This window comes from Pseudomonas sp. MEJ108 (assembly GCF_030208985.1).
GTDB classification, from domain to species: domain Bacteria; phylum Pseudomonadota; class Gammaproteobacteria; order Pseudomonadales; family Pseudomonadaceae; genus Aquipseudomonas; species Aquipseudomonas fragariae.
In genome coordinates this window covers 1-14,673 of record NZ_JARVSW010000063.1, presented here as the reverse complement: position 1 = coordinate 14,673, position 14,673 = coordinate 1, and the positions used below count along the sequence as shown (strand labels likewise).

At 61.4% G+C, this 14,673-nt stretch carries 10 protein-coding genes; 3 read left to right on the top strand and 7 right to left on the bottom strand.

From position 1 onward, the window contains the following. The 5 genes from QRN50_RS22650 to QRN50_RS22630 form a co-directional block, all read right to left on the bottom strand. The coding region (locus QRN50_RS22650; protein WP_192873924.1) for a DUF6531 domain-containing protein at positions 1-2,657 on the bottom strand (2,657 nt) is incomplete at its 3' end. 112 nt (positions 2,658-2,769) lie between these two features. Continuing rightward, on the bottom strand, positions 2,770-3,357 hold the full coding sequence (locus tag QRN50_RS22645) for a hypothetical protein (RefSeq protein WP_096127473.1): 588 nt from the start codon (positions 3,355-3,357) through the stop codon (positions 2,770-2,772). Positions 3,358-3,647: 290 nt separating this feature from the next. Continuing rightward, positions 3,648-6,812 (bottom strand): CusA/CzcA family heavy metal efflux RND transporter, encoded by a 3,165-nt coding sequence (locus tag QRN50_RS22640; RefSeq protein ID WP_096127474.1) that lies wholly within the window; start codon positions 6,810-6,812, stop codon positions 3,648-3,650. Between the two features lie 24 nt (positions 6,813-6,836). Next, positions 6,837-8,111, bottom strand: coding sequence for an efflux RND transporter periplasmic adaptor subunit (locus QRN50_RS22635; protein ID WP_096127475.1), 1,275 nt, complete (start codon positions 8,109-8,111; stop codon positions 6,837-6,839). A gap of 67 nt (positions 8,112-8,178) precedes the next feature. Then, positions 8,179-9,405, bottom strand: a complete 1,227-nt coding sequence (locus tag QRN50_RS22630) for a TolC family protein (RefSeq protein WP_057457164.1) — start codon at positions 9,403-9,405, stop codon at positions 8,179-8,181. Between the two features lie 253 nt (positions 9,406-9,658). Between QRN50_RS22630 and QRN50_RS22625 the strand changes: the two genes are divergently transcribed. From QRN50_RS22625 to QRN50_RS22615, 3 genes are all read left to right on the top strand, one after another. Then, positions 9,659-10,333 (top strand): heavy metal response regulator transcription factor, encoded by a 675-nt coding sequence (locus QRN50_RS22625; protein WP_003405189.1) that lies wholly within the window; start codon positions 9,659-9,661, stop codon positions 10,331-10,333. Then, entirely contained in the window at positions 10,330-11,721 is a 1,392-nt protein-coding gene (locus QRN50_RS22620) for a heavy metal sensor histidine kinase (RefSeq protein WP_003405188.1), read from the top strand. The genes QRN50_RS22625 and QRN50_RS22620 overlap by 4 nt, the downstream gene beginning before the upstream one ends. A gap of 114 nt (positions 11,722-11,835) precedes the next feature. Further along, positions 11,836-12,237, top strand: a complete 402-nt coding sequence (locus QRN50_RS22615; protein WP_003405186.1) for an MAPEG family protein — start codon at positions 11,836-11,838, stop codon at positions 12,235-12,237. Between the two features lie 46 nt (positions 12,238-12,283). Here QRN50_RS22615 and QRN50_RS22610 read toward each other — a convergent pair whose 3' ends face one another. Next, complete coding sequence (locus QRN50_RS22610; protein ID WP_003405184.1) at positions 12,284-12,694, bottom strand: DUF1090 domain-containing protein; 411 nt, start codon at positions 12,692-12,694, stop codon at positions 12,284-12,286. Between the two features lie 40 nt (positions 12,695-12,734). After that, positions 12,735-14,420 carry an NAD-dependent DNA ligase LigB gene (ligB, locus tag QRN50_RS22605; protein ID WP_096127476.1) on the bottom strand — a complete coding sequence of 562 codons (1,686 nt, stop codon included), beginning with the start codon at positions 14,418-14,420 and terminating at the stop codon, positions 12,735-12,737. Positions 14,421-14,673: the final 253 nt, after the last annotated feature.

Genomic DNA, 14,673 nt, shown 5'->3' with positions numbered 1-14,673 from the left:
GTGGTCAGGTTGCTGAGTGGATCGTAGTCGTAGGTCAGCGCGCCCTGGGGCGACGTTTCCTGTGTCAGGCGGCCCAGAATGTCGTAGGCAAATTCCAGTTTTTCAGCCGTGACACCGAGCTTTCTGCCGCCGTCGGTAGGTGTGCGCTGAATGGACAGCAGGCGGTCGCTGTCGTCGTAGGTGAAATCCTGACGCGCGTCGTCGTTGAGCCTGGCCAGCAAACGGCCAACCGGGTCGCGCTCGAAATGCGTGCTGCGCTGTGGTCGCTCACCTTTCTCGCTGTAGCCGATTTCCTCGACCTGAGTCAGGTGACCGCCGAGGTTGTAGCTGAATCGGCGGGTCAGTTGGTCGATGCGCTTTTCTTCGATCAGCCGGTCGGAGTCGTCGTAGGCGAACGTGTAGGTGGCGTCGTTTTCATTGATTAGCGCGGCAAGGCGCAGGGCCTTGTCGTACTGGTAGCCCACGATCAAACCCTTGGGGTCCTGGCGTCTGATCGGCAGGCCACGGGCGTTGCGTGCCAGGTGCGTGGTCTGGTCCTTGCCGTTGGTGTGCGTGAGCACCTGGCCGTGGGCGTTGTAGGTGAAGCTCTCGCGGGTGCCGTCCGGATGGTTGATGCTCAGCACTTCGCCGCCGGGTTTGCGTTCCAGTGTGGTGGTGTTGTTCAGGGCATCAGTGACGGCGACCAGTTGATCGCGCTCGTCGTAACGGTACCAGGTGCTCTTGCCCGAGCAGTCCTGGAAGCGCTCGACCTGCGCCAGGTTGTTCCACCACAGGTATCTGGATTTGTAGGTCGCATCGATGATGGTGTGTGGCAGGCCATCTTCGCTGTTGAGGTATTCGGTCTTTTGACCCAGCGCATCGATCTCGGCAACCAGATTGCCTTTCGAATCGTAGCGGGCCGTCCAGACGGCGCCGTCAGGGTAAGTGATCTGTTTGACCAGCGTGGTCTTGTAGTGATGCTGATAACGGGTGGTTCGGCCCAGCGGGTCGGTTTCTGCGGTCAGGCGTGACAGATCGTCGTATTCGAAGCCCAGCTGATTGCCGTCAGGCAGCGTCAGACCGGTGATATTGCCGGTGTTGTCCAGCGCGATACGGTACTGCTCACCGCCGAAATCTGTGCTGGCGATGACGCGACGGTCCTTGTTGTAGGTCACCTCGGCGCGACGACCCAGCACATCGGTTACGCGCGTCTGGCGCGCCTCGAAATCATAATCGAAATGAAAGTGCTCGCCGTCGCTGGTCCAGTGCTCGACCACGCGCGGCTTGCCGTCGAGAACTTCCCAGCGGTATTCGCAACTGAGCCCCAGCGCATTGGCGTGGCGGGTCATCAGGCCATCGGTGTAGCTGAAGTTGCGCACCGAGTCGCCATTGCGGTTGTACACACTGTTCAACTGGCCATTGTTGTCGTAGCCATAGCGCACCAGCGTCTCGACGGCCTGGTCGCCGACGATCCGCTTGACGGTGCTCAGGCGGCTGGTCACCTCGTCGTAGTGCAGGTGCACACGATGCCCGCCGGTGGCGCAGATGTCGGTCAGAACGCCGTCTTCGCTGCGCACGAAATGCAGAAAATGACCGAGGGCGTTTTCGACGCGTTGCAGGGGAACAGGCTGGTTGTCGTCGGGGACTTCGCCGAAGTAGTAAAAGACGTTATCCAGTGTTTGCAGCAGGTAATGACCGCCTTCGGTACGCACCAGGTACAGCTGTTCCTGTGCGTTGTAGATACGTTGGTTATAGTCCAGTGTCACGAACGGCACGCTGCGGCCCTGATTGTCGCTGAGGTACAGAAAGCTGCCCTTGCGCCGCAGGCTTTGTTCCCAGGGCAACACCCAGCCTTTGCCCAGCGCGCTGTCGACATCAAGGTCGCTGGCGTAGAAGCGTGTCCACTCGATCGGCATCAGGCCGGGCAGGCTGAAATCGGACTCGTCGATCAGCAGTTTGCGTCCGGTGGTGGTGTCGACCGGGTTGCCGTGCAGGCCGCCCAGCACTTTTTCGGCCACGGGGGCGACGCCGAAGCGAAAAATGGCGTCCCCGAGAAAGACACCGCCCATGAACTGCAGCGCGCAAGGGCCTGCCGCTTTCAGGCCAGCCTGCATGCCCAGCTTGGCAATGCTGAGCACGGCCTTGGCGCCGCCGGCCACGACCAACAGAATGTCCACGGTGTAGCGGGCCATCGCCGACACTTCATCATCCACCGGCAGGTAGCGTTGGGTACCGCCGCCAATGAAGACGTTGGGCGAGCCGGTGCCGATTTTCGCGCCGCAGGTCAGCTTGTCGCCCTTGCGTGCGGCGGGCTGGCCATTGATGAAGACGTTGCTGGAGCCTTCGGCGACCTTGACGATCGGCGAGTGCTTGTCACACACGGCGGTGCTTTCGATGGCAAAGGCCGCGGGTCTACCGTTGATGAACACGTTGGGCGAGGCAGATTCGATCTGCCCCGCCGGAGAGCTGAAGGCGCTGCCGATACTCTCCCCGATGCTGGCAATGGCATTACCGGCCAGACCGACCGCCATGGCCAGTAAAAAACCGCCGAACCCGCACGTGGCGACGGTGAGCGAGACATACGCCACTGCCGCGATGCCCACAATCGCTCCGAGCACAAAGCCCGCCATTGCCCCGGTGTGTTCGATCTCATCCAGTAACCGCGCTGCCTCGAACATCGCCGTTACTCCTGCGGGCTGCGAGTAGTTGAGGTGCGATCACCTGAAGTGACGCTGATGTTCTGCAACGGATAGTCCATTAAAGCGTGTCCTGTCAGCGATGAAATAGAGTTCAGGGGGTGGTCAGGCCTTCAAGCATGCTGTCGAAATCCAGCAACCAGGTTTTCAGCGCGGGCTTTTCGGAGTCAATCACGCAGCCCACGCTCAGCCATTGGCGTTCGTTGTGATCGGCACATGGCACGATGGAACCGATAAGGCGTCCATGCCGTTCTTCGAGGCCTGCGCGAAAATGAAAATCCAGCGCCAGCGCTGCATTACCCGCCAACAGCGTTTCATAGTGGCGAATGACCTGGATTTCGCCATGCAGTGGCTGCAACGCCTTGACGGCTTCGGCGAACGCTTCGGCAAGCGTTGCCTCTTCAGGTACATCGCGACGCTGAACGGAGATCACGACAGGCTCTCCACCCACTTGAACGGTGGCTTCAATCGCGTTGCACTGGAAACCTTCCGGAAAGCCGAAGTGGAACCCGCCGAAATTGAAACTGCAGGGCGCGTTGAGCAACGGCTTTGGAACAGGAATGAGCGCTTCGACACGTTCAAGTGCCTGCTGCGCGGCAGCACGTTCGGCTGCCTCACGCGCCAGGGCTTCGTCAGCCAGCCGGCGTTCGGAGATGCGGTCATAAATACTGGTGCGCGTCATGTGGCCGGAACCTTGTTCGTCAACATCTACACGTCCTTATGCACGGCGGCCCCAATGACTGCCATTTGCAAGTTGACGATAAGCACTTGCGCGCGTGATTTATATGTCCTGCGGTTACCCGCTTGCCTGGAAATGTCTGAAACCCCCATGCGAAGAAGGCTACGGACACAGTCTACTGTCGAAGGCTGAATCGTTCGACCTTTTCCCAAATGAAAGTTCACTGTGGGCAGGGCAAAGCTCCAGAAGGCTGTGTGCCGAGCTTTCTGAAGCTTGAGCGGTTGTTTTGAACGCTATTTAAGCGCCTCAACCACCTCCTCATCCTCCCGCCGATGCGCCCACTGATACAACGCCGGCAACACCAGCAACGTCAGCGCTGTTGACGACAGAATCCCGCCAATCACCACCGTCGCCAGCGGTCGCTGTACTTCGGCGCCCGTCCCGGTGGCGAGGGCCATGGGGATGAAGCCGAGGGAGGCGACGAGTGCGGTCATCAGCACCGGGCGCAGGCGGGTGAGGGCGCCTTCGTTGATGGCGTTGTGCAGCGAGTGGCCTTGTTCGCGCAGGCTGCGGATGAAGGCGATCATCACCAGGCCGTTCAGCACCGCCACACCCGACAGGGCGATGAAGCCCACGCCTGCGGAGATCGACAGCGGAATGTCGCGCAGCCACAGGGCCATGACGCCGCCGGTCAGGGCGAACGGGATGCCGGTGAAGACCAGCAGGCCGTCCTTGAGGTTGTTGAACATCATGAACAGCAGCGCCAGTACCAGCAGCAGCGCCACCGGCACGACGATCTGCAGGCGTTTGGCGGCCGATTGCAGTTGTTCGAACTGCCCGCCCCAACTGGTCCAGTAGCCGGCCGGGATCTGCACGCCGTTGTCGATAGTGGTGCCCGCTTCTTCGACAAACGAGCCGAGGTCGCGGCCGCGCACGTTGGCGCTGACGATGACCACACGCTTGCCGTTCTCGCGGCTGATCTGGTTCGGGCCGAGCACCAGGTCGAGGCTGGCGACCTGGGACAGCGCGATGAAGCTTATCTGCTGATTGCCAGCACTGCTGCCTGTAACTGCGGGCACCGGTATAAGCAGGCTGGAAAGCCCGTCCACGTCGGTTCGCAGTTGCTCGGAGAGGCGCACCACCATGTCGAAGCGGCGGTCGCCCTCATACAGCGTGCCCGCCTGACGACCGCCCAGCGCAATGGCGATGGCGTCCTGCACATCAGCCACGTTGAGGCCGTAACGCGCGGCCTTGTCGCGGTCGATATTGATGGTCAGCACCGGCAGCCCGGTGGTCTGCTCGACTTTGACTTCCGAGGCGCCTGGCACTTTTTGCAGCGTAGAGGCGATTTTTGCGGCAGTCTGGTTCAGCACGCTCATGTCGTCGCCGAACACTTTCACCGCGACGTCACTGCGCACCCCCGAAACCAGTTCGTTGAAGCGCAACTGGATCGGCTGGGACAGTTCGTAGTTGCTGCCCGGCACACTGGCGGCGGCCTTTTGCAGGTCGGCGATCAGCGTTTCGCGAGACTTGTCCGGGTCAGGCCATTCGCTTTGCGGCTTGAGCATCACGTAGCTGTCGGAAATGTTGGGCGGCATCGGGTCGGCGGCGATCTCGGCGGTGCCGGTGCGGGCGAACACGCGCTGCACTTCCGGGACTTTTTCGATGATGGCTTTTTCCAGACGCTGCTGCATGTCCACCGACTGGGTCAGGCTGGTCCCGGGCACACGTAATGCCTGCAAGGCGAAGTCGCCTTCGCTCAGGCTCGGGATGAACTCGCTGCCCATGCGGCTGGCGGTGAAGCCGGACAGCACGATCAGCACGAATGCCATGCCGAACGCTATCGAGCGATGCCCCAGTACCCAGCTCAGTATCGGCGCGTAGCGCTGGCGGGCGGTGCGCATCACAAAGCCTTCTTCTTCCTTGACCTTGCCGGTGACGAACATGGCGATGGCGGCAGGCACGAAGGTCACCGAAAGAATCATGGCGCCGAGCAGGGCGATGACCACGGTGAAGGCCATCGGGTGGAACATTTTGCCTTCCACACCGGTGAGGGCGAAGATCGGCAGGTACACGACCATGATGATCAGCTGACCAAAGATCAGCGGTCGACGGGCTTCTCTGGCGGCGGCGAATACCTCGTGGAAACGCTCGCTGCGGGTCAGCATGCGGCCGTGCTTTTGCTGGGCATGCGCCAGTCTGCGGATCGCATTTTCGACGATCACCACCGCGCCATCGACAATGATGCCGAAGTCCAGTGCGCCCAGGCTCATCAGGTTGGCGCTGACTTTGTTGGTGAACATGCCGGTGAAGGTGAACAGCATGGCCAGCGGAATAACCATGGCGGTGATCAGCGCAGCACGGATGTTGCCGAGGAACAGAAACAGAATCACGATGACCAGGATCGCGCCTTCGATCAGGTTCTTCTTGACCGTTGCGATGGCTTTTTCCACCAGCGTGGTGCGGTCATAAACCGTTACCGCTTCCACACCCTGCGGCAATGTTCGGTTGATCTCGGCGAGTTTGGCGGCCACCGCCTGCGAGACGGTCCTGCTGTTTTCACCGATCAGCATGAACACGGTGCCGAGCACCACTTCACGGCCATTTTCGGTGGCTGCGCCGGAGCGCATTTCCTTGCCGATGCCGACCTCGGCGACGCTGCTGATTCTGATCGGCGTGCCCTGCACATTGGCGATGACGATGTTGGCGATGTCGTCCACGGTGCCCAGCTGACCCGGTGCGCGAATCAGTAACTGCTCGCCGCCGCGTTCTATATAGCCTGCGCCGACGTTGGCGTTGTTGCGCTCCAGCGCTGCCACCAGATCGTTCAGCGTCAGCTTGTAGGCGGCCAGTTTCTTCGGATCAGGCGCGATCTGGTACTGCCTGGCGAAACCGCCGATGGTGTTGATCTCGGCCACGCCCGGCACGTTGCGCAGTTGCGGCTTGATGATCCAGTCCTGAATTACCCGCAGGTCGGTCGGCGTGTACGGCGTGCCGTCCTCTTTCAGCGCGCCCTCACGAGCCTCGACTGTCCACAGGAAGATCTCGCCAAGGCCGGTGGAGATCGGCCCCATCATCGTATCGACGCCTTCCGGCAACTGGTCCTTGGCGATCTGCAGGCGCTCGTTCACCAGTTGGCGGGCGAAGAACAGGTCGGTGCCGTCCTCGAAAATCACCGTGACCTGCGACAGGCCCGAGCGCGACAGCGAGCGCGTCTGTTGCAAACCGGGCAGCCCCGCCATGTTGGTCTCGATGGCGAAGGTGATGCGCTGCTCGGTTTCCAGCGGCGAGAAGCCGGGCGCAGAGGTGTTGATCTGCACCTGTACGTTAGTGATGTCGGGGACCGCATCGATGGGCAGTTTCTGGTAACTGGCGATGCCCAGCCCAGCCATGAGCAGCACAGCAAGCATCACGACGATGCGCTGTTCAATCGCGAATTGAATCAACCGTTCAAACATGTGGGTGTACTCGTGGGACGCAGATCAATGGGCGTGCTCGGCGGAGCCTTTGCCCAGCTCCGACTTGAGGATGAAACTGCCGGCGGTGGCCACTTGTGTGCCGGCCGCCAGGCCCTTGACGATTTCCACGTGGCCACCATCGCGGCGGCCGAGTGTCACTGGCGTCAGTTGAAACCCTTCAGCGTTGCGCACGAAGACCGAGGGTTTGTCCTCAACCGACTGAATCGCCGATTCGGGAAGACTGACCGCCACACTGGACTGCTCGGCGGCGACTTCCACCGAAACGAACAGGCCGGGACGCCAGGCGCCCTGCGGGTTGGCCAGTGTCACGCGCACGGCCGCAGCGCGGGTCTGCTCGCCCAGCAGGCTGCCGACGTAGCCGACCCGTCCTTCGACCCGGGCATTCAGGTCGGGCGCACTGACGATGACCGGACGACCGACCACCACCTTGTCCAGATCCCTGGGCGCCACGCCGAAGGTGGCCCAGACACGCGACAGGTCGGACAGCGTGAAGGCGTTGCTCGCCTCGCTGACCATCTCGCCGATGCCCAGGTGTTTTTCCACGACCACGGCGTCAAACGGTGCGATCAGCTCGTAGCGGCTTCCCGCTGAAGGATGGGTGCTGGCACCGATGGCGCTGATCTTCTGCCGTGCATTGGCGAGGTTGATGTCGGCCTCCTGAAAGTCCTGACGCGCCTGCAAGTAATCCTGCTCGGCCGAGATCCTGTCTTCCCAGAGTTTCTTTTCGCGTTGCAAGGTCAGACGCGCCAGTTCCTGGCGTCGTTGTGCAGCGTTCAATTCGCTGCGTTGATCGGAAATCTGCTGGCTGGCAATCACCGCCAGCACCTGGCCCTTTTTCACCGCCTGACCCAGATCGACCTTCACGGCTTCGACCACGCCGCTGACCCGCGGCACGACATGCGCAGTGCGGTCTTCATCGAAGCGGATTTCGCCGGGGAAGGTCACGGTCGTGCTCATCTGCCGGGGTTCTGCGCTGGCCAGCTCGATGCCTGCCGCCTTGATCTGCTCGGCGGTCAGCTCGATGTGTCCTTCTTCCTCTTCTTCATGGGAAGACTCGGAGGCTGCGGCATCCGGTTTTTTCGCCTCGTTGCCGTGGCCCTGCTCGTCGGCGTGGCCTGGCTCTTCAGAGTGCCCCTGCTCGGCGTCATGCGCGTGCTCCTCGGCCGATGGCTTGGGTCCGGCGGTGAACGGCAGCATCTGCGGGTTCAGGGTCAGACTGCCCAGACCAATGATGACCACCACCGCCAGCGCGATGGCAATGCTTCGTTTGTTGTTCATGAAGGCTCCCGGCGATCAGGTGCGTGCAGCACCTTTCGATACGCTCGATACAGGCGGAAAAGGAAAGTCAGGGGTTGAGGCTGAAGCGGTTGAGATCACCGTGTATTCGCTCGATGGCGACTCTGGCCTCGGTGGCGGTGGCCAGCGATTCGAGGTACTGGCTGCGCGCCGAAATCAGCGTCCGTTGCGCATCCAGCACTTCCAGAAAACCGAACTTGCCCATCTCGAAACCGCGCGTTGCCGTGTCGACGGCACGTTGCGCCGCGGGCAGGATCACGCGGTCAAAGGATTCGACTTCCTGCGCGGCGGTGGTCCATTGATCGAGGGCGGACTGCGTCTGCGTGCGCAGCTTCAGTTCGACGGCGTTACGCAGGTCGCGTGACTGGTCGGCACGGCGTGATGCCGCGAGCACGTTGCCTTGATTGCGGTCGAACAGCGGCAGTGGCATCGACAGGCCCACGACGTTGACCCGCTCGCGCTCTTCGCGGCTGTACTGGCTGCCGACGCTGACGGTCAGGTCGGGGATGCGCTTGGCGCGTTCCGACCCCAGCGCGGCTTCGCGCTGCTCGATCTGGGTCTGCGCCAGGCGCAGCTCGGCGGACTGATTGAGGGCGGTCAGTAGCTTTGCGCTCGGTGGCAGTTTGCCCGGCGACAGGTCGCTGTAGTCCAGACGTTCGAAAGAGGCGAGCGGCGAACCGGTGGTGCGCGCCAGCTCGCGGTTGCTGTTGATTTTCAGGGTCTCGGCGCGGCGCACCAGCAGATCGGTTTCAGCCAGTTGCACTTGGGCGCGTGTGGCTTCCACCGGCGATACCTTACCCGCCCGGACTCGCCCTTCGGCAACCTCAAGGCCGCGTTCGGCCAGTGTCCTGGATTGGCGCGCCAGTTCCAGACCAGCCTGCGCCCGCGCGGCTGCGTAGAACGCCTGAACCACCTCGGCACGCAGTTCGTTGCCGCGGCGCTCCAGCTCCAGACGCGCAGCGTCCTGACCCTTGCTGGCGGCCTCGATCCGCGCCCCGCGCTTGCCGCCCAGTTCCAGTGCCTGGCTGAGCATCACGGTGGTGGTGCTGGTCTCGCGGCGGGTGTCTTCGACTTCCCATGACACTGTCGGGTTGGGAATCAGTCCAGCCTGCTGGCGATCACCCTCGGCAACGCCGATCTCCCACTGGGCTGCGGCCAGTTCCGGGTTACGGGCAAAGGCGGCTTCCAGTGCCTGAGGCAGACTGATGCCCTGGGCCATCGCCATGCCCGGAGCAATGAACGGTAACAACATCAGACAAAGTGCGCCGACTCTCATGCCGGGCTCCCTGCCAACTCTTCGTTACGCCGAATGCGTACGTTGTTCTCCAGACCCATGAAATCACCCCATCAAAGCAAGAATACAAACAGGCACCAAGGCACTGAAGTTGGCTGAGCGGGACTTTATGCAATGGGAGCTATCACAGGGATTGCTGGAAAATTACGATTCTGTTATCTCGCGAGACAGGCGTTTCTTTTCAGTACACTGCACGGCATCGTCATTCACCGTTCATCAAACAGGAAGCCTGGTTATGCGAATCCTTGTAGTAGAGGACGAGCCGAAAACTGCCGAGTACATGCATCAGGGTCTGACCGAAAGCGGCTATGTGGTCGATATCGCCAACACCGGGCTCGATGGGCTTTACCTCGCGCAGCATCAGGCCTACGACGTCGTGATTCTGGACGTGAACCTGCCGGAGATGGATGGCTGGGAGGTGTTGAGCCGCCTGAGAAAAACCGTCAACACGCGCATCATGATGGTCACCGCACGGGGACGGCTGGAGGAGAAGGTCAAGGGGCTGGAAATGGGCGCCGATGATTATCTGGTCAAGCCGTTCGAGTTTCCCGAGCTGCTGGCCCGGGTCCGCACCCTCATGCGCCGCAGCGAACAGACCACGACCGCCAAGGTGTTGCAGGTCGGCGACCTGGAGCTCGATCAAGGCCGGCACCGGGCGTTTCGCGGCAAGCAGCGCATCGACCTGACGACCAAGGAGTTCGCGCTGCTGCACCTGTTGATGCGGCACAGCGGCGAGGTCATGTCGCGCACCCAGATCATTTCGCTGGTCTGGGACATGAATTTCGATTGCGACACCAACGTGGTGGAGGTGTCGATCCGCCGTCTGCGCGCGAAGATCGATGATCCGTTCGAGACCAAGCTGATTCACACGCTGCGTGGTGTCGGTTACGTACTGGAAGTGCGTGAATGAAGCTGACCCGTCTCTCGACACGTCTCGGATTGACGGTCGCGGCACTCATCGGGTGTCTGGTGCTGGTCATGGAAATGCTCGCCTATACAGCCATTTCCCGTCAGCTCGATATACGTGCCGAAGACGCTTTGAGCGAGAAGTTCAGGCAGATCGAACACAGCATGAGCGAGGGGTTTCTGGGCGTCGCCGACATCGTCCAGTACCCGCACACGCTGCGTGACCAGATCGTCGGGCATGACAGCTTCTCGCTGACCATTCTCGACTCGGGCAGCCCTCGGCAAGAGCTGATGAGCGTTGGTAACGTAGAGGGACGAAATCTGCCGGTTCCCGATGCCGACACGCTGCCGCAAGGCTTTCAGGAACTGAAATCCGCCCAGGGCCACAAGATTCTGCTGGGTTACAGGACCGTGCGCCTCAAGACCGGTCAGGACGTGCTGGTCAGGCTGTCCATGGACAGGGAAAGCGACACCGTGCTGCTGCACGCTTACGTCACATCGACCTGCCTGGCCTTGCCGGTGATTCTGCTGCTGGTCGGCTTTGGCGTCTGGTGGGTGGTGCGTCGCGGGCTCAGGCCGCTGGGGGCGTTCAGGAAAGTCACCGCGCTGATCTCGGCCCGCGACCTGTCTCATCGCATGAAAGTGAAGGGCCTGCCTGACGAATTGCGCGACCTGGCACATGCCGTCAACTTCATGCTGCACAGGCTGGACGGCGATGTGCAGCAACTGGCGCAGTTCTCGGACGACCTCGCGCATGAGTTGCGCTCGCCGATGAACAACCTGATGGGCAGGGCGCAGGTCACGCTGTCCAGACCGCGTCCGGCGGAGGAGTACAAACAGGCCCTGGAGTCCTGCACCGAAGAGCTGGAGCGCATGTCGCGCATGATCAGTCAGATGCTATTTCTGGCCAGTGTCAGCCAGCCCGCAGCGCCGTTGCCGGTCGAGGTCATCGACCTTCGCGAGGAGGCGGACAAGGTCGCCGAACTGTTTTCCTCTTCGGCGGAGGATCGCGACATCACCTTGCAGGTTCAGGGGCACGCCAGGGCGACCGGTGACCGGCTGATGATTCAGCGAGCGATTTCCAATCTGCTGTCCAACGCCATTCGCCATGGTCTGTCGGGCAGCGTCATTACCGTCACGCTAGCCACGCATGAAGATGAAGTGTCACTGGCGGTGCGCAACGCAGGGGATGGTATCGATGCCGAGCACCTGCCACGCCTGTTCGATCGTTTCTATCGGGTGCATGTCAGCCGCGCGCGACAGCAGGGCGGGACCGGGCTCGGTCTGGCGATTGTGCGTTCCATCATGAGCCTGCATGAAGGGCAGGTCACGGTGCGGAGCGAGCCAGGCCAATTCACCACGTTCAGCCTGATCTTTCCTAAACTGGTGTAATGCGTCAGGTTGGTGGTCGTTCTTCAAGAACCTTTCGCTGACCCCCCGCTCATAGTGTGTGAGCGGGTATTGCCCGGATGCTTCCGATGAAGCTGAACCTATAAGGATGGACGTATGACAGTTGCTTTCTGGTGCGTGCTGGTCGCGATCCTGCTGCCGATTATCTGTGCCGGTATCGCCAAGTTCGGCAGCGGCAAATTTGGCAGCGGGCACAATCATGACCCGCGTGCCTTTCTCGACAAGCTGGAGGGGTTCCCGCGCCGCGCGCATGCTGCCCAGCTGAACAGCTTTGAAGTGACCCCGGCGTTTGCCGCAGCGGTGATCATTGCGCACATTGCCGGTAACGCGCAGCTGGTGACCATTGACGTGCTGGCGGTGCTGTTTATCACCAGTCGCCTGCTGTACATCATCTTTTACCTGGCTGATCTGGCCGCACTGCGCTCGCTTGTCTGGCTGGTGGGCATGGGCCTGATCATCGCGCTGTTCGGGGTGTCGGCTTTCCCGGCCGTGTCCTGACAGCCGTTTTGCGACGCTGCCGATCATGGGCAGCGTCGCAACCTGATCAATCGTCCGGCTGGACTTTCTCGAGTTCGGTCTGGGCTTCCTGCAATTCCTTGCGCGAATCGGCGAGCTTGTCCTTGCGCTTGTTGATCTTCTCTGGATCGCCCTTTTCCATGGCCTTGTTCAGGTCGGTCTGACGGCGGCTGACTTCCTGCTTGGCGTCGAGCACCTTCTGCTTGCGTTGTTTGATCAATGACGTTTCGGTGCAGTTGGCATTGACCTCGGCGAGTGCCTTTTCAAGGTTGGCCTGCTCCGTTTTGTCACCCTCGGTCTTGGCGTTCTGAATCTTGCTGCTGATTTCCTGGCTTTTGATCTGGCATTCGGACTGCACGGGGGCCTGTGCGTCTGCGAATACGGTTGTGGCGAGCAGCGTGCAGCTGGTGAAAAGAATCAGTGGTGATAAAAACTGCATATGAACTCCGTTTGAATACGGACAGAAAAATGAACGTCCGCTACTTAAAACCTGAAATGCTCTGTGCCTGCAATTGCTGGCTCAGTGCCTGTACCTGTGGGTCCTGAAAAAAAGCCCTGAGCCTGGCTGCACGACCAGGACCGATGCCGGGCTCTGCTTGCCATTGCTCGACGCTGCGACCAGCCAGCTCGTGCCAGTTGTCGGGCAGTCTGGCGCCTCCCGTGGGCGGCAGTCCGATGGCCTTGAGCCATGTCTGAAACGGCCGTTCGCGTGCGGTTTGCAGGCTGTCGAGCAGTTTAGCGCTACTGCGTTCAGCGAAGCCGGGAATGTTAACAAGCTCAGCATGATTCAGGGTCATCCAATCGAGCAAGCCCATGATTTGGCCGTTGTCGATAAGTGTGTTCCAGGTCCCCGGACCAACGCCGGGCAAGGCCAGGCCTTTCTTGCCACTGAGCCATGCCAGTCTGGCGCGGAACTGACTTTCGCAGCCTGGAGTGGCTTGCCAGCAGCTGAGTTCATGAAAGTCGTCAGCTCGCGGAATGATCATGTCGGCTCGTTCGGCAGCACGCGACACCACGCCGTCGAGTCTTGGAATCGTCAGCCCGGCCAGACTCACGGCGATCTGATCGCCAGGCCTGATATCCAGTGTTTGCCAGCGCTGCAGCGAGCCCGTGCTGATGCGGCTGACGGTACGATCATCGAGGCGCACCGGGGTCAGCTCCAGCACCGGCGTAATCCTGCCACTGCGGCCGATCTTGAAGTTGACCTTGCGCACCTCGGCCAGCGCCTGGGCGTAGGGATGTTTCCAGGCGGCAATCCAGTAAGGCGCACTGGCTTGCCAGCGCTGCGCAGGTGGGCGCTGACCCTGGCGCATGATCACACCGTCCGTGGCGAACGGCAGGGGATTGCGATACCAATGTTCGCGCCATCGTGCGGCCTGGGCGTAGTTTTCCAGTGGATGCGTATAGGCCGCGCTGTCCTCAAAGCCCATGGCTTGCAGGCCCGCGAGTCGTTGCGCCATATCGGCAGGCCCGTTCGGCCAGTCCCAGACGAACAGCCCGATGGCGTCGGCCTGCTGCGGGCTGATCGTCTGCCGTGCCAGCAGTCCCGCAACCTTGCTGCGCGCGTTGACGCTGCCGGATGCGGCCTGAATATGATCGTCCAGCCGCCAGTACAGCTCGCCTTGCAGGATTGTGGATTCAGCCTGGGGCAGTTGTTGAGCAATGGCCTTGATCAGCCGCGCCTGCGAGGTCCAGTCCTGCCCCTTGCGCCCGTCACCACGACTGATCGCCTGCACAAGCCGGCCCTTTTCGTAGACCAGCGTGACGGCTACGCCATCGACCTTGGGTTGAATCCACAGATCGTTGCGGCCCTTGAGCCAGTCCTTGACGCTGCCTTCGTCGGCCAGCTTGTTGACGCCCGTGTGCGGAACGGGATGAGGCAACGGGCCGACTGCTGTCTTTAGCGGATCGGACTCGGGAATGGAAACGGCAAAGCACGAGCGCCACAGGCTCAGCTTCTGCCGCGCCTGATCGTAGAGCTCATCCGCGATTTGCGAAATGCCCTGCCGGTGGTAGCTGTCGTCCCACTCGGCAATCTGCTGTTGCAAGGCGGTGACCTCGCTGCGCGCCTTGGCTGCAGGCCAGTCAGGGCATTGCCTGGCATGGCCGAGGCCGGGCAGAACAAACACAAGAGCGCACGTCATCAGGCGAAAGGTAGGCAGCATCTAAGCATCCTTGCTTTAGGAATGGGCCCGATGAGGCTAGTCGTTGTCGCGTGGTGATGGGGTAGGGCTTGGTTACCGGGTTTTGCCATTGCGCAGGCCGGCATGTCCACGCAGAGTAATCAGTGACTGCACCGGCGTCTTCGTGAGCAAGCTCACACGCCCTTCGGGCAGAAGCGCAGCGCATCGGGCACGATAGTCGAGGTTATCGTTCCTCACGCTCCAGCGTGGGAACGCAGTTCTCGACGCTCTGCGT

Bases quoted from the DNA above. Each gene is read 5' to 3' on its own strand.
- QRN50_RS22645 (WP_096127473.1), bottom strand. From the start codon at position 3,357: ATGACGCGCACCAGTATTTATGACCGCATCTCCGAACGCCGGCTGGCT.
- QRN50_RS22640 (WP_096127474.1), bottom strand. From the start codon at position 6,812: ATGTTTGAACGGTTGATTCAATTCGCGATTGAACAGCGCATCGTCGTG.
- QRN50_RS22635 (WP_096127475.1), bottom strand. From the start codon at position 8,111: ATGAACAACAAACGAAGCATTGCCATCGCGCTGGCGGTGGTGGTCATC.
- QRN50_RS22630 (WP_057457164.1), bottom strand. From the start codon at position 9,405: ATGAGAGTCGGCGCACTTTGTCTGATGTTGTTACCGTTCATTGCTCCG.
- QRN50_RS22625 (WP_003405189.1), top strand. From the start codon at position 9,659: ATGCGAATCCTTGTAGTAGAGGACGAGCCGAAAACTGCCGAGTACATG.
- QRN50_RS22620 (WP_003405188.1), top strand. From the start codon at position 10,330: ATGAAGCTGACCCGTCTCTCGACACGTCTCGGATTGACGGTCGCGGCA.
- QRN50_RS22615 (WP_003405186.1), top strand. From the start codon at position 11,836: ATGACAGTTGCTTTCTGGTGCGTGCTGGTCGCGATCCTGCTGCCGATT.
- QRN50_RS22610 (WP_003405184.1), bottom strand. From the start codon at position 12,694: ATGCAGTTTTTATCACCACTGATTCTTTTCACCAGCTGCACGCTGCTC.
- ligB (WP_096127476.1), bottom strand. From the start codon at position 14,420: ATGCTGCCTACCTTTCGCCTGATGACGTGCGCTCTTGTGTTTGTTCTG.